The sequence below is a fragment of the Enterobacter cloacae complex sp. 397G4 genome (genome assembly GCF_050031515.1).
GTDB classification, from domain to species: domain Bacteria; phylum Pseudomonadota; class Gammaproteobacteria; order Enterobacterales; family Enterobacteriaceae; genus Enterobacter; species Enterobacter hormaechei_C.
This window is the reverse complement of the sequence record NZ_JBLGWE010000001.1, coordinates 4,855,791-4,878,681: the sequence shown is the minus strand read 5'-3', so window position 1 is coordinate 4,878,681 and position 22,891 is coordinate 4,855,791. Positions and strand designations below refer to the sequence as shown.

Here is a 22,891-nt window from a genome sequence, read left to right as displayed (position 1 = left end):
CGAGCTGGGATCTACCTGTGGAAAATGTGGGAATGAAATTGCCCGATCACGGGCGGATAGTACGCATGATCGGGTTTTGCAGGGAGATCAGGGTTTCAGTGGACTGAATTTCATCGATTGTTTGGATCTTGTTGATAAGTACCTGCTGGAGGGCGTCAATGGATCGGCACATCACCTTTATAAAGATGCTGTAGTGCCCGGTGGTGTAGTACGCCTCGGTGACTTCATCCAGCGCGTTCAGTTTCTCCAGCGCGGAGGGGTAATCTTTGGCGCTTTTCAGAATAATGCCAATGAAGCAGCAGACGTCGTAGCCAAGTTGCTTCGGGCTGACATCAATGCGTGCGCCGGTGATGATCCCGGCCTGCTTCATTTTCTCGACGCGAACGTGAATGGTCCCCGGGCTGACGCCAAATTGTTTCGCCAGTTCGGCATACGCGGTGCGTGCGTTGGCCATTAGCGCTTCCAGAATGCCGCGGTCCAGATTGTCGATCTGATAATTTTCCATAGGTTTTTCTTATGAAGATTAATGATTCCCTCTATTCTAGCGTCTTATTTTAACGAATCAAAAGTGAAGGCGGCTTTTTGTTGATGGGTTATTGAATTAAGCGCCTGTTCTGTTGCTTAATCAGTATCAACAGGACGCAGGAGTATAAATAATGAAAACCGCTTACATCGCAAAACAACGCCAGATCAGTTTCGTAAAATCCCATTTTTCCCGCCAGCTGGAAGAGAAGCTTGGCCTTATTGAAGTTCAGGCGCCGATTCTGAGCCGCGTGGGTGACGGGACGCAGGATAACTTGTCTGGTTGCGAAAAAGCGGTACAGGTAAAAGTGAAAACACTGCCAGACGCCCAGTTCGAAGTGGTTCATTCCCTGGCGAAGTGGAAGCGTCAAACCCTGGGACAACACGACTTCAGCGCGGGCGAAGGGCTTTACACGCACATGAAAGCCCTTCGCCCCGATGAAGACCGCCTTTCCCCGATTCACTCTGTCTACGTTGACCAGTGGGACTGGGAGCGCGTAATGGGAGATGGCGAGCGTCACGTCGGTACGCTGAAATCCACTGTTGAGGCGATCTACGCCGGGATCAAAGCAACCGAAGCGGCCGTGAGCAAAGAGTTTGGTCTGGCACCGTTCCTGCCGGAAACGATCCACTTTGTTCACAGTCAGGAATTGCTGAGCCGTTTCCCGGATCTGGATGCCAAAGGCCGTGAACGCGCGATCGCCAAAGAGCTGGGCGCGGTATTCCTTATCGGCATTGGCGGGAAATTGTCTGATGGTAAACGTCACGACGTCCGTGCGCCGGATTACGATGACTGGAGCACCGTGGGCGAAAGCGAATATGCCGGTCTGAACGGCGATATTCTGGTCTGGAACCCGGTTCTGGAAGATGCGTTTGAACTCTCTTCGATGGGGATCCGCGTGGATGCTGAAGCACTGAAGCGTCAGCTGGCCGTGACCGGTGATGAAGATCGTCTGCAACTGGAGTGGCACCAGGCACTGCTGCGCGGTGAAATGCCGCAGACCATCGGCGGTGGGATTGGCCAGTCTCGTCTGACCATGCTGCTGCTGCAACTCTCTCACATTGGTCAGGTACAGTGTGGGGTCTGGCCGCAGCAGGTACGTGAGAGCGTCGGTTCTCTTCTTTAATTAACGTCGCCAGCGTCTGAGCAGGCGGCTACGCAACCCGGTATCAAAGCGCCAGATGTGATCGAAGATGCGCATGATGCCGGGTTTTCCATGTGCAGACATCGCCACGGCATGGAAACGGTGCTGGTGCACGCGCTGCATCTCCTTCACTTTATTCACGACGTCGTCCGGCAGCCGCTGGGCGATAAAATCGGAAATCACCACCGCATCCGCGTCGTACCAGTCTCCGCCCTGCATGCGCTCAATGATGCTGCGAAAACAGCTGGCCAGATCGGTGCCGCCGCGAAAGCGCTGGCTTAAAAAGCGGATCGCCTGCTCCAGCCCCTGTGGGCTGGTCAGTTCATACCCAACAACTTCGCTGGAAAAGAGCATGATGTAGCAGCGACGACGATCGGCAAGCGCCACGCGCATCAGAGCCAGGCAGAACGCTTTTGCACACTGTTCATTAAAGCCCCCCATCGATCCAGACGTATCGACGCAAACAATGAATGGGCCGCGCGGTTGCTCATCAAAATCCTGGTGTACCACCGGACGCTGGCTGATCTTCTCGCGCCAGGCTTCGCCATGCAGTCGATAGGTAATGAGCTGTTTTTCCACCAGCCGACGATAAAACTCATACTCCAGTTCGGTCATGCCCAGCGTGCTGAGTTCCGTAGGCAGCAGGCGCAGGATGTCATCGCTTTGCTGTAGCCCGTCCACCTGCTCCGGTACGGTGGAGGGTTCGCGTACCAGCGTACGGAAGGTCTCCATCGGCGCATCTTTCTTTGGGACCGACCGGGCCTCCCGGGAGCGGCCGAGCTGTTCTGCAAGCTTCATCAGCTCCGGCTGTTGCGCCAGAAAGTCGCCGTACTTCACGATCAGCTGATAATCGCCCCGCTTTAACTGGCCGGCACTCATATCCCAGAGTCGACCGGCGGCGTTTTCATTCTCCACCAGCACCTGTTCTAACTGGCCGCTCAGGGTCATTCGCTCCTGGACTTCACTGAGCAACTGTTCGCGCTCTTCGTCCAGCAACTGCTGATTAAGGGCCGTGGCCTGGACCACAAGGCTCAGACGCCAGCGCTGTAAAAACAGCGTATGCAGGGCGGGAGTAAAGCTGGGGTTGTCCGTGACCAGCGCTCTGGCCTGGCTGGCAAACGGGGAGTGAACGTTATCAAGCAGCGTCAGGGTTTGCTGTAGCTGGGCAATAAACTGCGGCGTTGAAAGCCGCTGGCACTGCTGGTAACCAGCCACTTCCTCTGTCAGTTCCGGCGGGACTTCCGTCTCCTTAAACTGCTGTCGCAGGTTATCGCGCCAGCGGGGCAGATCGTCCGTCATTGCTTTTCGGAGCTTCGGGAATTTTTCAAAGAAGGCCGCCAGCTGCGGTGAAGCGAGCAGGGTAATGACGACCTCTTCGATCAACCCTTCCTCGCTAACCGCCAGCATGACGTTGAGCGTGTCCAGCGTTAGCATTGACGCGCCTGTTTGATCTGCGCGCTGACATCCTGCAAGCTGGCTTCAATGCGACCTAACCAGTCGCTATGGATAAAGAGGCATTTCTGCTGCTCGCTGAAGCGCGTGTGCTGCTGATGCCATTCGTTATCCAGCGCGTCGAGCTGCTGTTTAATCTCCTCCGGAACAGTATCGGAGGCCGTGCCCGGCAGCGCCAGGCGCGATCCCTGAAGGCTGACGTCACGGATCACAAGGTGCTGGCTGCTGTCGACTTCCATCGACAGCGGCTGTGCAAAGCCTATACCGTTGAGTTTACCGCGGATCTCACCGCCTTTATCCAGCCACTGAACCAGCGCAACGCGTTCGATCGTCACGTGCACAACCTGCATATCATGAAGCTTCAGCGGTTGCTGAAGAAGAAGCGTGAGCGAGGCGTCAGTCAGCCCGGCGGGCAGTTCATAGTGCGGTTTACGGGCAAACATCCCGCCAAGACGGTTCACCTTCAGCGCGGTTTTGTCACTTTGCTGCTGCTGGAGCTGAAGGCGACGTTGGGCAATCGCGCCCAGTTGATTAAGCATGGATTGTTGACCCCACGCGTGTCCGGTCATCAAAACGTCCAGCTGCTGTTGCATCAGATTCATCCCTTCTGCGTCGTGCCACAGGCAGTCTTTCAGCAGGATCAGATCGATTGGGGCGACAGCATCGCGGCCGCTAAACAGCGCGCTTGCCTGGAGCAGGCGAATGGCTTTTTTCCAGCGACGATCGGAGACGTACGGCGCGGAAGGCAGCAAATCAAGCTGCTGGCGCAGCATAAAGATCAGCTCAAAAACGGGATCGGGCAGTTTTATCTTGCCGATCTCCTCCTGCCACTGGTGGTATTCCTCGTCCGTGACCTGCAATGACGCTGCCACCGGGTTTTCGTTTTCATCCTGCTGGCTTACCAGCATGGAACGGAAGTTTGATTTATCCTGGACTTTATCCAGCCACAGGCGGATCAGCATACGGTCATACAGCGCTTCCAGGCTGCTGTCGGCTTCGGGCAGTTCGTTAGATGCGGCCACCAGCAGGCGCATGGGGATCTTCTCTTCGCTGGCGCCGTTGCGGAAGCGGCGTTCGTTAATTGCCGTCAGCAGGGTATTCAGAATGGCCGGGCCGGCTTTCCAGATCTCATCAAGAAAGACAATTTCCGCTTCCGGAAGATAGCCCGCCGTCAGACGTTCATAGCGTCCCTCATCTTTTAACGCCTGAATGGAGAGTGGGCCGAAAACTTCTTCCGGCGTGGAGAAGCGCGTCATCAAATACTCGAATGCGCGCGCGTTCTGGAAAGCGAATTTGAGGCGGCGTGCGATCAGACTTTTGGCAATGCCCGGCGGGCCCAGCAGAAATACGCTTTCCCCACTCAGCGCCGCCAGTAAACAGAGGCGAATGGCGTGGCTACGCTCGTAAAGGCCTTTCTCCAGCGCACTGCTGAGGCGGGAAATTCTTTCTGCTAATAAATGTGAGTGAGCCATAATAGTTTTGCATCCTTTCGCCGTCGTGGCGGCTAATTGAAGCGAGTATAGACGTTTCGGTCTGGCCTGGTAATAGGCTGAAGTGCGGCGCTATTTTCTTTGCGCTACATTAATGCGGCTGCATTTAGGGGTACGATTTTGCATTGAATCGTGCATACTGTGCGCTTTTTGTGGGCCAAGGGACTAAGCACACATTTGTTATTCAAACGAAAAGACTAGTCTATGAGCACTGATAATAAGCAATCATTACCCGCAGTAACGCTTGCGGCGATCGGGGTTGTCTACGGTGATATCGGCACCAGCCCGCTTTATACGCTTCGTGAATGTCTGTCCGGTCAGTTTGGTTTTGGTGTAGAGCGTGACGCCGTATTTGGTTTCCTCTCGCTCATCTTCTGGCTGCTGATCCTGGTGGTCTCCCTTAAGTATCTCTCTTTCGTAATGCGGGCTGATAACGCGGGCGAGGGCGGTATTCTGACCCTGATGTCCCTTGCCGGGCGCAATACGTCCGCAAGAATGACCTCCGTGCTGGTCATCATTGGCCTGATTGGCGGCAGCTTCTTCTATGGAGAAGTCGTGATTACGCCGGCGATTTCTGTAATGTCGGCCATAGAGGGGCTGGAGATTGTCGCGCCACAGCTTGATACGTGGGTGGTGCCACTCGCTATTATCGTGCTGACGTTGCTGTTTGCCATACAAAAACACGGTACCGGGCTGGTGGGTAAGCTGTTCGCGCCTATTATGCTGGCCTGGTTCCTGATCCTGGCGGCGCTGGGCTTACGCAGTATTATCGCCAACCCGGATGTCCTGCACGCGCTGAACCCAATGTGGGCGGTGCATTTCTTCCTTGAATATAAAGTGGTGTCGTTTGTGGCGCTGGGCGCGGTGGTGCTGTCCATTACCGGTGTTGAAGCGCTGTATGCAGATATGGGCCACTTCGGGAAACTCCCTATTCGCGTCGCCTGGTTTAGCGTGGTCTTGCCTTCACTGGTGCTGAATTACTTCGGTCAGGGCGCGCTGCTGCTTGCACACCCTGAAGCTATTAAAAACCCGTTCTTCCTGCTGGCGCCGGACTGGGCGCTGGTTCCGATGCTGATCCTGGCGACGCTGGCGACGGTCATTGCCTCTCAGGCTGTCATTTCCGGCGTATTCTCCCTGACGCGTCAGGCCGTGCGTCTGGGATATCTCTCCCCAATGCGCATTATCCATACCTCGGAGATGGAGTCTGGCCAGATCTACATTCCGTTCGTCAACTGGCTGCTCTATTTCGCGGTGGTGATTGTTATCGTCAGCTTTGAGCACTCCAGTAATCTGGCGGCGGCGTACGGTATCGCGGTAACCGGAACGATGGTGTTGACCTCTATTCTCTCCACCACCGTGGCGTACCGTAACTGGCACTGGAATAAGTTCCTCGTGGGGCTGATCCTGGTTGGCTTCCTCTGCATCGACGTGCCGCTGTTCTCTGCGAACCTCGACAAGATTGTCTCCGGCGGCTGGCTGCCGCTGACGCTGGGTCTGGTGATGTTTATTGTGATGACGACGTGGAAGAGCGAACGTTTCCGCCTGCTGCGTCGTATGCACGAGCACGGTAACTCTCTTGAGGCGATGATCGCCTCGCTGGAGAAGTCCCCACCGGTGCGTGTGCCGGGCACGGCGGTGTATATGTCTCGCGCGCTGAACGTGATCCCGTTTGCGCTTATGCATAACCTCAAGCACAACAAAGTGCTGCACGAGCGCGTGATCCTGCTGACGCTGCGTACCGAAGATGCGCCGTACGTTCACAACGTGCGTCGCGTACAGATTGAACAGCTGTCGCCAACCTTCTGGCGCGTGGTGGCAAGCTACGGCTGGCGCGAAACGCCGAACGTGGAAGAGGTGTTCCACCGCTGCGGTCTGGAAGGCCTGAGTTGCCGCATGATGGAGACGTCGTTCTTTATGTCCCACGAGTCGCTGATCATCGGCAAGCGCCCATGGTATCTGCGCCTGCGCGGCAAGCTGTATCTCATTCTGCAACGTAACGCCCTGCGTGCGCCTGACCAGTTTGAGATCCCGCCTAACCGCGTGATTGAGCTGGGGACGCAGGTCGAGATTTAACCCTTCTGAATATGCCGGGTGGCGCTGCGCTTACCCGGCCTACCAGACCCGTAGGCCCGCGCAAGCGTAGCGCCGCCGGGCAATTTTCCTCTATTGCATTTCACTTAGCGAAACGTTTCGACGTTGATCACAAATCCGTTACGTCATGATGGTTTTCTGAACACTTCTGCGGCTACACTGTTTTTAGCGAAACGTTTCGCTAGTGGAGCAAAAAATGAAGAAATGCACAGTACTCAACTCAGAAATCTCATTGGTGATTTCCCGTCTTGGGCATACCGATACGCTGGTGGTTTGCGATGCAGGCTTACCGGTTCCGCGCAGCACAACCCGTATCGATATGGCGTTAACGCAGGGCGTACCCTCGTTCATGCAGGTACTGGAAGTGGTCACCGCGGAGATGCAGGTTGAGGCGGCCATTCTCGCGGCGGAAATCAAACAACATAATCCGCAACTCCACGAAACGTTGCTCAGCCACATTGAGCAACTGCAACAGCACCAGGGAAATACCATAGAAATTCGTTACACAACGCACGAGCAGTTCAAACAACAAACCGCAGACAGTCAGGCGGTGATTCGCAGCGGGGAGTGCTCCCCGTATGCGAATATCATTCTCTGTGCTGGCGTCACCTTCTGAGGCCATCATGGACGCATTACTGCAACTCAAAGGGATCGATAAGTCGTTCCCGGGCGTAAAAGCCCTCTCCGGTGCGGCGCTGAACGTCTATTCCGGGCGCGTCATGGCGCTGGTGGGCGAAAACGGCGCCGGCAAATCCACCATGATGAAAGTGCTGACCGGTATCTACCAACGCGATGCCGGTTCGCTGCTGTGGCTGGGTAAAGAGACCACCTTTAACGGCCCGAAATCCTCTCAGGAAGCGGGCATCGGCATCATCCACCAGGAGTTGAACCTGATCCCGCAGCTCACCATTGCGGAGAACATCTTCCTCGGCCGTGAGTTCGTGAACCGGTTTGGCAAAATCGACTGGAAAACCATGTATGCCGAAGCGGACAAACTGCTGGCGAAGCTGAATCTGCGCTTTAAGAGCGACCGACTGGTGGGCGACCTTTCCATCGGCGATCAGCAGATGGTGGAAATCGCGAAGGTGCTGAGCTTCGAGTCGAAGGTCATCATTATGGATGAACCGACCGACGCCCTGACCGATACCGAAACCGAATCCCTGTTCCGCGTGATCCGTGAGCTGAAATCCCAGGGCCGCGGCATTGTCTATATCTCACACCGCATGAAAGAGATCTTCGAGATCTGCGACGACGTCACCGTCTTTCGCGACGGGCAGTTTATTGCCGAGCGCGAAGTGGCAACCCTGACCGAAGATACCCTGATTGAAATGATGGTGGGACGTAAGCTCGAAGATCAGTATCCGCATCTGGAGAAAGCGCCGGGAGAAATCCGCCTGAAGGTGGATAACCTCTGTGGGCCGGGCGTGAATGACGTCTCCTTTACTCTGCGCAAGGGCGAGATCCTTGGCGTCGCGGGCCTGATGGGCGCGGGGCGCACCGAACTGATGAAAGTGCTCTATGGCGCACTGCCGCGCACCAGCGGCTACGTTACCCTCGACGGCCATGAGGTGGTCACCCGCTCGCCTCAGGATGGCCTGGCGAACGGCATTGTCTATATTTCCGAAGACCGTAAGCGCGACGGCTTAGTGCTGGGCATGTCGGTGAAAGAGAACATGTCCCTGACGGCGCTAGGCTATTTCAGCCGCAGCGGCGGCAGCCTGAAACACAAAGATGAGCAGCAGGCGGTCAGCGATTTTATCCGTCTCTTTAACGTTAAAACCCCATCGATGGAGCAGGCGATTGGCCTGTTGTCCGGCGGGAATCAGCAGAAAGTGGCGATTGCCCGCGGGCTGATGACGCGCCCAAAAGTGTTGATCCTGGATGAACCTACCCGCGGCGTGGACGTGGGCGCGAAGAAAGAGATATATCAGCTGATTAACCAGTTCAAGGCCGACGGTCTGAGCATCATTCTGGTCTCTTCCGAGATGCCAGAGGTATTAGGCATGAGCGATCGCATTATCGTCATGCATGAAGGGCATCTCGGCGGTGAATTCACTCGCGAGCAGGCCACCCAGGAAGTTCTGATGGCTGCCGCTGTGGGCAAGCTTAATCGCGTGAATCAGGAGTAAGAAGATGACTACCCAGGCTGTTTCTGGTCGCCGCTATTTCACAAAGGCATGGCTGATGGAACAAAAATCGCTGATTGCCCTGCTGGTGCTGATCGCGATTGTCTCGACCATGAGCCCGAACTTTTTTACCGTCAATAACCTGTTCAACATTCTTCAGCAGACCTCCGTCAACGCCATTATGGCGGTGGGGATGACGCTGGTGATTTTGACCTCGGGTATCGATTTGTCCGTCGGTTCCCTGCTGGCCCTCACCGGCGCGATCGCCGCGTCGATTGTTGGTATTGAGGTCAACGCGCTGGTGGCCGTTGCGGCTGCGCTGGCGGCAGGTGCGGCAATTGGCGCCGTAACCGGCGTGATTGTGGCGAAAGGTCGCGTTCAGGCGTTCATCGCCACGCTGGTGATGATGCTGCTGCTGCGCGGTGTGACCATGGTGTACACCAACGGCAGCCCGATTAATACCGGTTTTACCGATAACGCCGATCTGTTTGGCTGGTTCGGTATTGGTCGCCCGCTGGGTGTCCCGACCCCGGTCTGGATCATGGCTATCGTCTTCCTGGCGGCATGGTACATGCTGCACCATACCCGTCTGGGTCGTTATATCTATGCGCTGGGCGGTAACGAAGCGGCAACGCGCCTGTCCGGTATCAGCGTTAATAAAGTCAAAATTATCGTTTACTCCCTGTGCGGCCTGCTGGCGTCTCTGGCGGGCATCATCGAAGTGGCGCGCCTCTCTTCCGCGCAGCCAACGGCGGGTACGGGCTATGAGCTGGATGCCATCGCGGCAGTGGTTCTGGGCGGTACGAGCCTTGCGGGTGGTAAAGGTCGCATTGTTGGGACATTGATCGGCGCACTGATCCTCGGTTTCCTGAATAATGGTTTGAATTTGTTAGGTGTTTCCTCCTATTACCAGATGATCGTTAAGGCAGTGGTGATTTTGCTGGCGGTACTGGTAGACAACAAAAAACAGTAACTGACGACACTACAGGACATCTTAGATATGAACATGAAAAAACTGGCTACCCTGGTTTCTGCTGTCGCGCTGAGCGCAACCGTAAGTGCTAACGCCATGGCGAAGGACACCATCGCGCTGGTTGTCTCTACCCTGAACAACCCGTTCTTCGTCTCCATGAAGGATGGCGCGCAGAAAGAAGCAGATAAACTGGGCTACAACCTGGTGGTGCTGGATTCTCAGAACAACCCGGCGAAAGAGCTGGCTAACGTTCAGGACTTAACCGTTCGTGGTACCAAAATCCTGCTGATCAACCCAACCGATTCCGACGCGGTCGGTAATGCCGTGAAGATGGCAAACCAGGCGAAGATCCCGGTCATCACCCTTGACCGTCAGGCAACGAAAGGGGATGTGGTCAGCCACATTGCGTCTGATAACGTACTGGGCGGTAAAATCGCCGGTGACTACATCGCGAAGAAAGCAGGTGAAGGCGCGAAAGTGATCGAGTTGCAGGGTATCGCCGGGACTTCCGCAGCCCGTGAACGTGGTGAAGGCTTCCAGCAGGCTGTAGCGGCGCACAAATTCAACGTGCTGGCGAGCCAGCCGGCAGACTTCGACCGTACAAAGGGCCTGAACGTCATGCAGAACCTGCTGACCGCGCATCCTGATGTGCAGGCGGTATTCGCACAGAACGACGAAATGGCGCTCGGTGCGCTGCGTGCGCTCCAGACTGCGGGTAAATCAGATGTGATGGTTGTCGGATTTGACGGCACGCCGGATGGTGAAAAAGCAGTAAATGATGGCAAACTGGCTGCGACCATCGCTCAGCTGCCTGAGCAGATTGGCGCGACTGGCGTGCAAACTGCCGATAAAGTGCTGAAGGGCGAAAAAGTTCAGGCCAAATATCCTGTTGACCTGAAACTGGTCATTAAGCAGTAAAGGCGATTCAGGCAGTCGCTGGCTGCCTGAGGGACACCAAATAAAAGAAAAGTGTGGCATACGCCACCGGGTAAGACCGGTGGCGCTCTCAGATGGACACCTCAATACATGAAAACCGCAGGCAACCTCGTCGTCCTTGGCAGTATCAATGCCGATCACATTCTTAACCTTGAAACGTTCCCCACTCCGGGCGAAACCGTCACTGGTAATCAGTATCAGGTGGCGTTCGGCGGTAAGGGCGCAAACCAGGCGGTTGCCGCCGGACGCAGCGGGGCGAATATCGCGTTTATCGCCTGTACGGGTGATGACGATACCGGCGAGCGCGTACGCAAACAGCTGGCAAGCGACAACATCGACATTGCACCCGTCAGCGTGGTTGCAGGGGAATCTACCGGCGTGGCGCTGATTTTCGTCAATGCGGAAGGTGAGAATGTCATCGGTATTCATGCGGGGGCTAATGCCGCGTTAACGACTGAACGCGTCGAAGCGCAGCGTGGAATCATCGCCGGAGCGGAAGCCCTGCTGATGCAGCTGGAGTCACCGGTTGAAAGCGTGCTGGCCGCCGCGAAAATTGCGCATGAAAATCATACGTCTGTCGTACTTAACCCTGCGCCTGCCCGTGTATTATCAGATGAGCTGCTGGCGCTGGTGGATATCATCACCCCGAACGAAACCGAAGCGGAAAAGCTGACGGGTATCCGTGTCGAAAATGATGACGATGCCGCGCGTGCCGCGCTTGCACTGCATGAAAAAGGCATCGGCACCGTAATCATCACCCTCGGCAGCCGTGGGGTCTGGGCTAGCGTCAATGGCGAAGGCCGTCGCGTACCGGGCTTTAAGGTCAAAGCCATTGATACCATCGCCGCAGGAGACACCTTCAACGGTGCACTGGTAACGGCGCTGCTGGAAGGAAAAGCAATGGATGACGCGATCCGCTTCGCGCATGCCGCCGCTGCGATTGCGGTGACGCGTAAAGGCGCTCAGCCTTCTGTTCCATGGCGTAAAGAGATTGATGAATTCTTAAGTCAGCAGGGGTAACGCTTGGCCACAATGAAAGATGTCGCCCGTATGGCGGGCGTTTCTACCTCGACTGTTTCCCACGTTATCAATAACGATCGCTTCGTCAGCGAGGCGATTCGGGAGAAAGTTGACGCTGCAATTAAAGAACTCAACTATGCGCCGTCTGCGCTGGCCCGCAGCCTGAAGCTCAACCAGACGCGCACCATCGGTATGCTGATCACGGCCAGTACCAACCCTTTTTATTCTGAACTGGTGCGCGGCGTGGAGCGCAGCTGCTTCGAGCGCGGCTACAGCCTGGTGCTGTGCAATACCGAAGGCGATGAGCAGCGCATGAACCGTAACTTGGAAACGCTGATGCAAAAACGCGTCGACGGGCTGCTGCTGCTCTGTACCGAAACGCATCAACCTTCGAAAGAGATCATCCAGCGTTACCCTTCTATTCCCACGGTGATGATGGACTGGGCGCCGTTCGACGGCACCAGCGATCTAATCCAGGATAACTCGCTGCTGGGCGGCGATATGGCGACTCAGCATCTGATCGATAAAGGTCATACCCGCATTGCCTGTATTACCGGCCCGCTGGATAAAACCCCGGCGCGCCTGCGTCTGGAAGGCTATCTTTCGGCCATGGAACGGGCGGGGCTTGCCATTCCTGATGGCTATCGCATCACCGGCGATTTCGAATTTAACGGTGGATTTGAAGCAATGCAGAAACTGCTGGCGCAAGAGCCGCGTCCGCAGGCGGTGTTTATCGGTAACGATGCGATGGCATTCGGAGCTTATCAGGCGCTGTATCAGGCGGGATTACGTGTTCCGGACGACATGGCGATCGTCGGTTACGATGATATCGAACTGGCGCGCTACATGACGCCCCCACTGACCACCATCCATCAGCCGAAGGATGAACTGGGCGAGCTGGCCATCGATGTGTTGATCCACCGCATGGCCCAGCCCACGCTGCAACAGCAACGTTTGCAGCTTACTCCTGTTCTGATGGAACGCGGTTCGGTTTAGCCTTCTCTTTGTGACGCTCTTTAATCAGGTTCCGGCCGTCTTTTGGTTTTAACAACATAAAGACCACCGCCGATACCACGGTAAGCGCACCCATAGTGATAAAGGTATAGTGGAACTGCTCAACGGTATTAGTTCCCTCGAACCCTTCATAAAACCGCAGTACCGCCGCGCTCACGGCAACCCCGAGGCTGATCGACAGCTGTTGAGTGACCGCCAGTACGCTGTTGCCGCTGCTGGCATTCTCGTCGGTGAGGTCCGCAAGGGTGATAGTGTTCATCGACGTAAACTGCGTCGACATGGCCATACCCAGCACAAACAGCGGCAGGATCAGCATCCAGATTGGTAACGCCGCAGATTGCAGGGAGAACTGCGCAATCATCAATCCGATAAAGATCGTCACGCCAACCAGCGTCTTACGATAGCCAAACCAGCGCAGCACCTGCGTGACCGTCGATTTTGCCAGAATCGAGCCCATCGCCGTGGGCGCCATCATGCAGCCAGCAATCAGGGCCGGATAGCCGAAACCGACCTGGAGCATCAGCGGCATCAGGAACGGTACGCAGCCCGTGCCCAGACGCGAGGCAATATTGCCCGCGATCCCGACGGAGAACGTTCGGGTGTTAAACAGTGATAAAGAGATAAGCGGTGTCGGATGGCGACGCGCATGACGTATATATAGAAGGAACAGCAGAATACCGCTGAGGATGACGGCCAGCGCCAGCCACGTCGCTACGATTTTCTCGCCAAACAGCTCCATCCCGCTGGAGAACAGGACCAGGCTCAGGCCAAACAGGAAGAAACCACCCATATCGAAGCTGCGTCTTGGCGTGGTGAAGTTCGGCATATATTTGCGGGCATAAATCAGCCCTGCCACACCAATCGGAATATTAATCAGGAAGATCCAGTGCCAGCTAGCCCAGGTCACCAGTACGCCGCCGAGAACCGGGCCAAGTATCGGGCCGACCAGCCCCGGCATAGTCACAAAGTTGAGCACCGGGAGCAGTTCGCTGCGCGGATAGGCGCGTAATAACGCCAGACGCGCGACGGGCATCATCATCGCGCCGCCTATCCCCTGTAGAACGCGGAAGATAACCAGTTCCGTCAGAGAGGTGGAGAGGGCGCAAGCCAGAGAACCGAGCGTGAACAGCGTCACCGCCAGCATGAACACTTTGCGTGTGCCGAAACGATCGGCCAGCCAGCCGCTGACCGGAATAAGCATCGCCACTGTCAGGGTGTAGCTGATGATGGCGGATTGCATCGCCAGCGGGGAGCGGTTAAGGCTTTGGGCTATGGCGGGAAGGGCGGTATTGAGGATAGTGGCATCCAGTGCCTGCATAAAGAACGCCATGGCTGCAATCCACGGCAGTCCGGCCATACTGCGTGCTTTTTTCTCTGTCATTTATTTACCTGCTGGTGGGTTGGCGCGGCCAGCAACGCCTGGCACGCACTCAGGGCTCGCTGCCCGTCGCTCTCCTGAATGGCATCGACTATCGCCTGATGCAGATCCAGCTTCACCACCTCATCCTGCGTGATAGAGGTAAAGTAAGTGTGGTACACAGAATGGAATAAAGAAGCAAAGGAGGTCAGGAAAGGATTTCCGCTCATATTATAGATATGTTCATGCCAGGCCATATCGACCGCTATCCAGCGCTCGCGGTTAAAGTGCTTTTTCAGATCCACCATCTCTTCCATCAAAGTATTGAGCTGCGCTTTTTGCTCGGCTGTGCCGAGCGTGGCGGCAAGCAGGCAGGCCTGAGGCTCAAGACTGCTGCGCATGACCAGAAAGTGATCGACGACCTGATTAAAGTTATCTTCGGTCATCCACCAGGTGAGTAACTCCTGATCGAGAAAGTTCCAGTTTCCCTGAGGCATAACGCGGGTGCCAATGCGCGGGCGTGGAAGCACCATCCCTTTCGCCGTTAATGTTTTTACCGCTTCGCGAACGGCGGTACGGCTAACGCCAAACTGATCTCCCAGCTCCATCTCGCTGGGCAGGATGCTACCTGGAGCATATTTACCCGCTAAGATCAGCTGCGCCAGTTTCTCTGCCAGCACATAGGACAGGTTTTTTTGAGCTGCCAGCTGTTGTGCGCTTAATGGCATCGCTTTTATTCCTTAAATATTGATGCGGTTAATTATGCCATCTCAGGTGTGATTGTGGTTGCAGATACATCAAATAGAACAATTTGTAGCTTGAACTCATCGCTTTTGGTGAAAAAAAACACGGTCAGAAACTTTTTTTAAATTTCCTCTTGTCACTTCAGAAGAACTCCCTATAATGCGCCTCCACTGACACGGAACAACGGCACGCAAGCCGCCGGGTCAGCAGAGAAAAGCAAAACAAACGCTTGACTCTGAAGCGGGAAAGCGTAATATGCACACCCCGCGCCGCAGCGAAAACGAAGCGGCACTGCTCTTTAACAATTTATCAGACAATCTGTGTGGGCACTCAAAGTGACATGGATTCTTAATGTCCTCGGACACTAAATGAATACCAAGTCTCAACGAGTGAACACGTAATTCATTACGAAGTTTAATTCATTGAGCATCAAACTTTTAAATTGAAGAGTTTGATCATGGCTCAGATTGAACGCTGGCGGCAGGCCTAACACATGCAAGTCGAACGGTAACAGGAAGCAGCTTGCTGCTTCGCTGACGAGTGGCGGACGGGTGAGTAATGTCTGGGAAACTGCCTGATGGAGGGGGATAACTACTGGAAACGGTAGCTAATACCGCATAACGTCGCAAGACCAAAGAGGGGGACCTTCGGGCCTCTTGCCATCGGATGTGCCCAGATGGGATTAGCTAGTAGGTGGGGTAACGGCTCACCTAGGCGACGATCCCTAGCTGGTCTGAGAGGATGACCAGCCACACTGGAACTGAGACACGGTCCAGACTCCTACGGGAGGCAGCAGTGGGGAATATTGCACAATGGGCGCAAGCCTGATGCAGCCATGCCGCGTGTATGAAGAAGGCCTTCGGGTTGTAAAGTACTTTCAGCGGGGAGGAAGGTGTTGAGGTTAATAACCTCAGCAATTGACGTTACCCGCAGAAGAAGCACCGGCTAACTCCGTGCCAGCAGCCGCGGTAATACGGAGGGTGCAAGCGTTAATCGGAATTACTGGGCGTAAAGCGCACGCAGGCGGTCTGTCAAGTCGGATGTGAAATCCCCGGGCTCAACCTGGGAACTGCATTCGAAACTGGCAGGCTAGAGTCTTGTAGAGGGGGGTAGAATTCCAGGTGTAGCGGTGAAATGCGTAGAGATCTGGAGGAATACCGGTGGCGAAGGCGGCCCCCTGGACAAAGACTGACGCTCAGGTGCGAAAGCGTGGGGAGCAAACAGGATTAGATACCCTGGTAGTCCACGCCGTAAACGATGTCGACTTGGAGGTTGTGCCCTTGAGGCGTGGCTTCCGGAGCTAACGCGTTAAGTCGACCGCCTGGGGAGTACGGCCGCAAGGTTAAAACTCAAATGAATTGACGGGGGCCCGCACAAGCGGTGGAGCATGTGGTTTAATTCGATGCAACGCGAAGAACCTTACCTACTCTTGACATCCAGAGAACTTTCCAGAGATGGATTGGTGCCTTCGGGAACTCTGAGACAGGTGCTGCATGGCTGTCGTCAGCTCGTGTTGTGAAATGTTGGGTTAAGTCCCGCAACGAGCGCAACCCTTATCCTTTGTTGCCAGCGGTTAGGCCGGGAACTCAAAGGAGACTGCCAGTGATAAACTGGAGGAAGGTGGGGATGACGTCAAGTCATCATGGCCCTTACGAGTAGGGCTACACACGTGCTACAATGGCGCATACAAAGAGAAGCGACCTCGCGAGAGCAAGCGGACCTCATAAAGTGCGTCGTAGTCCGGATTGGAGTCTGCAACTCGACTCCATGAAGTCGGAATCGCTAGTAATCGTGGATCAGAATGCCACGGTGAATACGTTCCCGGGCCTTGTACACACCGCCCGTCACACCATGGGAGTGGGTTGCAAAAGAAGTAGGTAGCTTAACCTTCGGGAGGGCGCTTACCACTTTGTGATTCATGACTGGGGTGAAGTCGTAACAAGGTAACCGTAGGGGAACCTGCGGTTGGATCACCTCCTTACCTTAAAGAACCTGCCTTTGTAGTGCTCACACAGATTGTCTGATGAAAAGTAAATAGCAAGGCGTCTTGCGATTGAGACTGTACGTCCCCTTCGTCTAGAGGCCCAGGACACCGCCCTTTCACGGCGGTAACAGGGGTTCGAATCCCCTAGGGGACGCCACTTGCTGGTTCGTGAGTGAAAGTCACCTGCCGTCATATCTCAAAACTGACTTGCGAGTCATGTTTGAGATATTTGCTCTTTAAAAATCTGGATCAAGCTGAAAATTGAAACGACACACAGCTCATGTGTGTTCGAGTCTCTCAAATTTTCGCAAGTCGATGGTGAATCGAAAGAAACATCTTCGGGTTGTGAGGTTAAGCGACTAAGCGTACACGGTGGATGCCCTGGCAGTCAGAGGCGATGAAGGACGTGCTAATCTGCGAAAAGCGCCGGCGAGGTGATATGAACCCTTGACCCGGCGATGTCCGAATGGGGAAACCCAGTGCAATCCGTTGCACTATCGTTAACTGAATACATAGGTTAACGAGGCGAACCGGGGGAACTGAAACATCTAAGTACCCCGAGGAAAAGAAATCAACCGAGATTCCCCCAGTAGCGGCGAGCGAACGGGGAGCAGCCCGGAGTCTGAATCAGCTTGTGTGTTAGTGGAACGGTCTGGAAAGTCCGACGGTACAGGGTGATAGTCCCGTACACGAAAGCACACTTGCTGTGAACTCGAAGAGTAGGGCGGGACACGTGGTATCCTGTCTGAATATGGGGGGACCATCCTCCAAGGCTAAATACTCCTGACTGACCGATAGTGAACCAGTACCGTGAGGGAAAGGCGAAAAGAACCCCGGCGAGGGGAGTGAAAAAGAACCTGAAACCGTGTACGTACAAGCAGTGGGAGCCTCTTTATGGGGTGACTGCGTACCTTTTGTATAATGGGTCAGCGACTTATATTCTGTAGCAAGGTTAACCGTATAGGGGAGCCGAAGGGAAACCGAGTCTTAACTGGGCGTTAAGTTGCAGGGTATAGACCCGAAACCCGGTGATCTAGCCATGGGCAGGTTGAAGGTTGGGTAACACTAACTGGAGGACCGAACCGACTAATGTTGAAAAATTAGCGGATGACCTGTGGCTGGGGGTGAAAGGCCAATCAAACCGGGAGATAGCTGGTTCTCCCCGAAAGCTATTTAGGTAGCGCCTCGTGAACTCATCTTCGGGGGTAGAGCACTGTTTCGGCTAGGGGGCCATCCCGGCTTACCAACCCGATGCAAACTACGAATACCGAAGAATGTTATCACGGGAGACACACGGCGGGTGCTAACGTCCGTCGTGAAGAGGGAAACAACCCAGACCGCCAGCTAAGGTCCCAAAGTCATGGTTAAGTGGGAAACGATGTGGGAAGGCACAGACAGCCAGGATGTTGGCTTAGAAGCAGCCATCATTTAAAGAAAGCGTAATAGCTCACTGGTCGAGTCGGCCTGCGCGGAAGATGTAACGGGGCTAAACCATGCACCGAAGCTGCGGCAGCGACACTATGTGTTGTTGGGTAGGGGAGCGTTCTGTAAGCCGTTGAAGGTGTGCTGTGAGGCATGCTGGAGGTATCAGAAGTGCGAATGCTGACATAAGTAACGATAAAGCGGGTGAAAAGCCCGCTCGCCGGAAGACCAAGGGTTCCTGTCCAACGTTAATCGGGGCAGGGTGAGTCGACCCCTAAGGCGAGGCCGAAAGGCGTAGTCGATGGGAAACAGGTTAATATTCCTGTACTTGGTGTTACTGCGAAGGGGGGACGGAGAAGGCTATGTCAGCCGGGCGACGGTTGTCCCGGTTTAAGCATGTAGGCGGAGGTTCCAGGTAAATCCGGTACCTTATTAACGCTGAGGTGTGATGACGAGGCACTACGGTGCTGAAGTGATAAATGCCCTGCTTCCAGGAAAAGCCTCTAAGCATCAGGTAACACGAAATCGTACCCCAAACCGACACAGGTGGTCAGGTAGAGAATACCAAGGCGCTTGAGAGAACTCGGGTGAAGGAACTAGGCAAAATGGTGCCGTAACTTCGGGAGAAGGCACGCTGATATGTAGGTGAAGCCCCTGCGGGTGGAGCTGAAATCAGTCGAAGATACCAGCTGGCTGCAACTGTTTATTAAAAACACAGCACTGTGCAAACACGAAAGTGGACGTATACGGTGTGACGCCTGCCCGGTGCCGGAAGGTTAATTGATGGGGTTAGCGGCAACGCGAAGCTCTTGATCGAAGCCCCGGTAAACGGCGGCCGTAACTATAACGGTCCTAAGGTAGCGAAATTCCTTGTCGGGTAAGTTCCGACCTGCACGAATGGCGTAATGATGGCCAGGCTGTCTCCACCCGAGACTCAGTGAAATTGAACTCGCTGTGAAGATGCAGTGTACCCGCGGCAAGACGGAAAGACCCCGTGAACCTTTACTATAGCTTGACACTGAACACTGGTCCTTGATGTGTAGGATAGGTGGGAGGCTTTGAAGCGTGGACGCCAGTCTGCGTGGAGCCAACCTTGAAATACCACCCTTTAATGGCTGGTGTTCTAACGTAGACCCGTAATCCGGGTTGCGGACAGTGTCTGGTGGGTAGTTTGACTGGGGCGGTCTCCTCCCAAAGAGTAACGGAGGAGCACGAAGGTTGGCTAATCCTGGTCGGACATCAGGAGGTTAGTGCAATGGCATAAGCCAGCTTGACTGCGAGCGTGACGGCGCGAGCAGGTGCGAAAGCAGGTCATAGTGATCCGGTGGTTCTGAATGGAAGGGCCATCGCTCAACGGATAAAAGGTACTCCGGGGATAACAGGCTGATACCGCCCAAGAGTTCATATCGACGGCGGTGTTTGGCACCTCGATGTCGGCTCATCACATCCTGGGGCTGAAGTAGGTCCCAAGGGTATGGCTGTTCGCCATTTAAAGTGGTACGCGAGCTGGGTTTAGAACGTCGTGAGACAGTTCGGTCCCTATCTGCCGTGGGCGCTGGAGAATTGAGGGGGGCTGCTCCTAGTACGAGAGGACCGGAGTGGACGCATCACTGGTGTTCGGGTTGTCATGCCAATGGCACTGCCCGGTAGCTAAATGCGGAAGAGATAAGTGCTGAAAGCATCTAAGCACGAAACTTGCCCCGAGATGAGTTCTCCCTGAGACTTTAAGTCTCCTGAAGGAACGTTGAAGACGACGACGTTGATAGGTCGGGTGTGTAAGCGCAGCGATGCGTTGAGCTAACCGATACTAATGAACCGTGAGGCTTAACCTTACAACGCCGAAGGTGTTTTGGCGAAGAGACAGACACGATTTTCAGCCTGATACAGATTAACAGAATTTGCCTGGCGGCTTTAGCGCGGTGGTCCCACCTGACCCCATGCCGAACTCAGAAGTGAAACGCCGTAGCGCCGATGGTAGTGTGGGGTCTCCCCATGTGAGAGTAGGGAACTGCCAGGCATCAAACAAGTGAAGAGGCCATCCGGAAGGATGGCCTTTTTGCGTTGTACGTCGAAAAACGGCAGGCCGGGCAAGGCGAAGCCGCCACCCGGCAGATCTCAGACTGCACACCACGCCAAAATAAACGCTGCAATCCCCTCCACATTATTCAAATCCAGAACCGGTACTTCCAGCGACAACGCAACGTCACTGGCCACGGCAATCACATGCTCATCCAGCATTAGTTCGCTAACATCATGCCCGGCGCCGTTTCTGAACAGCAAGATCTTAGGCACGGCCTCATGCTTAAACCCCTCAACCAGCACCAGATCCAGCGTGGAGTGATCCATCCGGCTGACAAGATAAGCGAGATCCAGCGGTGCTTCATCTGGTGTTTCTGTCATTAACGCCCAGCGCTGGTTACTCGCCACCATCGTTTGTGCAGCGCCAGCCTTACGCAGCTCATAGCTATCTTTCCCGGGCTTATCGACATCCATATTATGGTGCGTATGCTTAATCAATCCGGGACGAATGCCTTTGGCGCAAAGTGCAGGTATTAGTTTTTTTAGCAGCGTAGTCTTCCCGGTGCCACTCCAGGCAGAGATCGCTAATACGGGTATCATTTCTTCTCCTGCATTATCTGCAAATCTTCCGTCGTGTTTACATTCACAAACGCCGATTTCATGTCGCTGAAATCAACGGAATGCCCTCCGGACTGACGCATAAATACCATGACGCGCCGCTCTCCTGCGGCCAGGTAATCTTCCAGCGCGGATATTAACGAGCGATTAATCAATGCGATCGTTGGATGGTCGCGTTCACCGTCGTGTACCCAGACGACGGGAGCACCACCGCGCCGCTGCACCAGACGTTCAACCAGGCAGGACGGGATGAAGGGCGTATCACATGAACAAAAGAGAAACCACTCTCCATGCGACTGCTGCATAACGGAAAGCATTCCCGCCAGCGGACCGGGATAGTCCAACAGGTTATCCTGATAAACCGGATACCCGCTGCGCTGATAAATATCAACATGTCGGTTAGCGCTGATCGCCATCGAGGACACCTGATCTGCAAGCGTATCAGCAACATGCTGCCATAATGGTGTGTTGTTCAGGAGCTGAAGCCCCTTATCCTTTCCGCCCATTCGCGTTGCCCTGCCCCCGGCCAGAACAACTCCGATGATTTCCTGGCATTGATTCACGAATATCGCCTCTTTTATTGTGGGATTGACCCTGCTAACGTGTCTCTCTAAATGAAAGGAGCACTACCATGAAATGTAAACGTCTTAATGAAGTCATTGAGCTTCTCCAGCCGGCCTGGCAAAAAGAGCCAGAGCTGAATCTGATGCAATTTTTACAGAAACTGGCGAAAGAGTCAGGTTTTGATGGCGAACTGGCAGACCTTTCTGACGACATCCTGATCTACCACCTGAAAATGCGTGACTCGGCTAAAGATGCTGTTATTCCTGGCATTCAGAAAGATTATGAAGAGGATTTTAAAACCGCATTACTGCGTGCCCGAGGCGTAATTAAAGAGTAAAAGCTTGTAAGCGGAGCCACCGAAATCGCCACAAGATGATATCCTGAATCATTCGTATAATTTCCGGATGATCGGATGAACGACCAGGCTTTTACTTTCCAGACACTACACCCGGATACCATTATGGATGCGCTGTTCGAACAGGGTATTCGGGTGGATTCCGGGTTAACCCCTTTAAACAGCTACGAAAACCGTGTCTACCAATTTCAGGACGAAGAGCGCCAGCGCTTTGTCGTAAAGTTTTACCGTCCACAGCGCTGGTCCGCAGAACAAATTCAGGAAGAGCATCAGTTTGCCCACGATCTGCTGGATGACGATGTTCCCGTTGCGGCACCCATTAAATTCAATAACCAAACGCTGCTGACCCATCAGGGCTTTTACTACGCGATATTTCCGAGCCTGGGCGGAAGACAGTTTGAGGCGGATAATATTGATCAGATGGAATGGGTTGCCCGCTATCTGGGGCGCATTCATCAGACGGGACGTAAAAAACCGTTTGTTGCCCGTCCGACGATTGGTGTTCAGGAATATCTTATTGAGCCGCGACAGGTATTCGAAACATCGGCGCTGATCCCGAATGCGCTAAAGGATAATTTCCTCACGGCGACCGATAAGCTTATTGATGCTGTAAAAGCCTGCTGGCGGGATGATATTACTACTCTGCGCCTGCACGGTGACTGCCACGCCGGGAATATTCTCTGGCGCGATGGCCCACTATTTGTCGATCTTGATGACGCACGTATGGGACCCGCGGTGCAGGATCTGTGGATGCTGCTCAACGGTGATAAAGCCGAGCAGCGCATGCAGCTTGAGACCATAATTGAAGCTTATGAAGAATTTAGCCCCTTTAATTCAGACGAAATTGCCTTGATAGAACCTTTACGTGCGATGCGATTTGTTTATTATCTCGCGTGGTTAATCAGGCGTTGGGAAGACCCGGCTTTTCCCCGAAATTTCCCCTGGCTTACCGGGGAGGATTACTGGCGCAACCAGATATCCACATTTACCGAGCAGGTTAAGGTTCTACAGGAACCCCCTTTGCAATTAACGCCGATGTATTAATTGGACACACCCAGG

17 protein-coding genes, 1 tRNA gene and 3 rRNA genes are annotated in these 22,891 nt (G+C 54.5%); 14 read left to right on the top strand and 7 right to left on the bottom strand.

Features of this window, described 5'->3' with window-relative positions; all coding sequences use genetic code 11:
• Positions 1–46 precede the first annotated feature (46 nt).
• Positions 47–505, bottom strand: coding sequence for a transcriptional regulator AsnC (asnC, locus tag ACQG1Y_RS23455; protein ID WP_003862383.1), 459 nt, complete (start codon positions 503–505; stop codon positions 47–49).
• A 151-nt stretch (positions 506–656) separates the two neighbouring features.
• Between asnC and asnA the strand changes: the two genes are divergently transcribed.
• Complete coding sequence (asnA, locus tag ACQG1Y_RS23450) at positions 657–1,649, top strand: aspartate--ammonia ligase (RefSeq protein WP_003862385.1); 993 nt, start codon at positions 657–659, stop codon at positions 1,647–1,649.
• Here the strand turns inward: asnA and viaA are convergent, their stop codons facing one another.
• Both viaA and ravA read right to left on the bottom strand, forming a co-directional pair.
• Positions 1,650–3,101 (bottom strand): ATPase RavA stimulator ViaA, encoded by a 1,452-nt coding sequence (gene viaA, locus ACQG1Y_RS23445; RefSeq protein WP_368740446.1) that lies wholly within the window; start codon positions 3,099–3,101, stop codon positions 1,650–1,652.
• On the bottom strand, positions 3,095–4,591 hold the full coding sequence (gene ravA, locus ACQG1Y_RS23440) for an ATPase RavA (protein WP_003862389.1): 1,497 nt from the start codon (positions 4,589–4,591) through the stop codon (positions 3,095–3,097). Before ravA ends, viaA begins: the two co-directional genes overlap by 7 nt.
• A gap of 222 nt (positions 4,592–4,813) precedes the next feature.
• On the opposite strand from ravA, the gene kup reads away from it, so the two are divergent.
• From kup to rbsR, 7 genes are all read left to right on the top strand, one after another.
• On the top strand, positions 4,814–6,682 hold the full coding sequence (gene kup / locus ACQG1Y_RS23435) for a low affinity potassium transporter Kup (RefSeq protein WP_006808744.1): 1,869 nt from the start codon (positions 4,814–4,816) through the stop codon (positions 6,680–6,682).
• A gap of 214 nt (positions 6,683–6,896) precedes the next feature.
• Positions 6,897–7,316 (top strand): D-ribose pyranase, encoded by a 420-nt coding sequence (rbsD, locus tag ACQG1Y_RS23430; protein ID WP_368740443.1) that lies wholly within the window; start codon positions 6,897–6,899, stop codon positions 7,314–7,316.
• Between the two features lie 7 nt (positions 7,317–7,323).
• The gene (gene rbsA, locus ACQG1Y_RS23425) at positions 7,324–8,829 is read left to right on the top strand and encodes a ribose ABC transporter ATP-binding protein RbsA (protein WP_015570154.1); all 1,506 of its coding nucleotides are present in this window, start codon (positions 7,324–7,326) and stop codon (positions 8,827–8,829) included.
• Positions 8,830–8,833: 4 nt separating this feature from the next.
• Positions 8,834–9,799, top strand: a complete 966-nt coding sequence (gene rbsC, locus ACQG1Y_RS23420) for a ribose ABC transporter permease (RefSeq protein ID WP_003862395.1) — start codon at positions 8,834–8,836, stop codon at positions 9,797–9,799.
• Between the two features lie 27 nt (positions 9,800–9,826).
• Positions 9,827–10,717, top strand: a complete 891-nt coding sequence (rbsB, locus tag ACQG1Y_RS23415) for a ribose ABC transporter substrate-binding protein RbsB (protein ID WP_426737126.1) — start codon at positions 9,827–9,829, stop codon at positions 10,715–10,717.
• 108 nt (positions 10,718–10,825) lie between these two features.
• Positions 10,826–11,755: a ribokinase gene (gene rbsK, locus ACQG1Y_RS23410; RefSeq protein ID WP_015570155.1), complete on the top strand. Its 930-nt coding sequence runs from the start codon at positions 10,826–10,828 to the stop codon at positions 11,753–11,755.
• A 3-nt stretch (positions 11,756–11,758) separates the two neighbouring features.
• On the top strand, positions 11,759–12,751 hold the full coding sequence (gene rbsR / locus ACQG1Y_RS23405) for a ribose operon transcriptional repressor RbsR (RefSeq protein ID WP_003862402.1): 993 nt from the start codon (positions 11,759–11,761) through the stop codon (positions 12,749–12,751).
• Here the strand turns inward: rbsR and mdtD are convergent.
• Complete coding sequence (gene mdtD, locus ACQG1Y_RS23400; protein ID WP_015570156.1) at positions 12,717–14,150, bottom strand: multidrug transporter subunit MdtD; 1,434 nt, start codon at positions 14,148–14,150, stop codon at positions 12,717–12,719. The two genes, rbsR and mdtD, sit on opposite strands and share 35 nt — an antisense overlap.
• Positions 14,147–14,854: a FadR/GntR family transcriptional regulator gene (locus ACQG1Y_RS23395; protein ID WP_003862405.1), complete on the bottom strand. Its 708-nt coding sequence runs from the start codon at positions 14,852–14,854 to the stop codon at positions 14,147–14,149. The genes mdtD and ACQG1Y_RS23395 overlap by 4 nt, the downstream gene beginning before the upstream one ends.
• A 455-nt stretch (positions 14,855–15,309) precedes the next feature.
• Between ACQG1Y_RS23395 and ACQG1Y_RS23390 the strand changes: the two genes are divergently transcribed.
• From ACQG1Y_RS23390 to rrf, 4 genes are all read left to right on the top strand, one after another.
• Positions 15,310–16,851: ribosomal RNA gene (locus ACQG1Y_RS23390) — 16S ribosomal RNA — on the top strand.
• Between the two features lie 84 nt (positions 16,852–16,935).
• Positions 16,936–17,011 (top strand) — tRNA-Glu (locus ACQG1Y_RS23385).
• A 192-nt stretch (positions 17,012–17,203) separates the two neighbouring features.
• Positions 17,204–20,108: ribosomal RNA gene (locus ACQG1Y_RS23380) — 23S ribosomal RNA — on the top strand.
• Positions 20,109–20,177: 69 nt separating this feature from the next.
• Positions 20,178–20,293: ribosomal RNA gene (rrf, locus tag ACQG1Y_RS23375) — 5S ribosomal RNA — on the top strand.
• The 16S, 23S and 5S rRNA genes sit together here with 1 tRNA gene alongside, the layout of an rRNA operon.
• Positions 20,294–20,391: 98 nt before the next feature.
• Here rrf and mobB read toward each other — a convergent pair.
• Together mobB and mobA are read right to left on the bottom strand one after the other, a co-directional pair.
• Complete coding sequence (gene mobB / locus ACQG1Y_RS23370; protein WP_017694039.1) at positions 20,392–20,895, bottom strand: molybdopterin-guanine dinucleotide biosynthesis protein MobB; 504 nt, start codon at positions 20,893–20,895, stop codon at positions 20,392–20,394.
• Positions 20,892–21,476, bottom strand: coding sequence for a molybdenum cofactor guanylyltransferase MobA (mobA, locus tag ACQG1Y_RS23365; RefSeq protein ID WP_254309472.1), 585 nt, complete (start codon positions 21,474–21,476; stop codon positions 20,892–20,894). The genes mobB and mobA overlap by 4 nt, the downstream gene beginning before the upstream one ends.
• Positions 21,477–21,544: 68 nt before the next feature.
• Between mobA and ACQG1Y_RS23360 the strand changes: the two genes are divergently transcribed.
• Positions 21,545–21,814, top strand: coding sequence for a YihD family protein (locus ACQG1Y_RS23360; RefSeq protein WP_003861904.1), 270 nt, complete (start codon positions 21,545–21,547; stop codon positions 21,812–21,814).
• 75 nt (positions 21,815–21,889) lie between these two features.
• On the top strand, positions 21,890–22,876 hold the full coding sequence (locus tag ACQG1Y_RS23355; RefSeq protein ID WP_049012780.1) for a serine/threonine protein kinase: 987 nt from the start codon (positions 21,890–21,892) through the stop codon (positions 22,874–22,876).
• Positions 22,877–22,891: the final 15 nt, after the last annotated feature.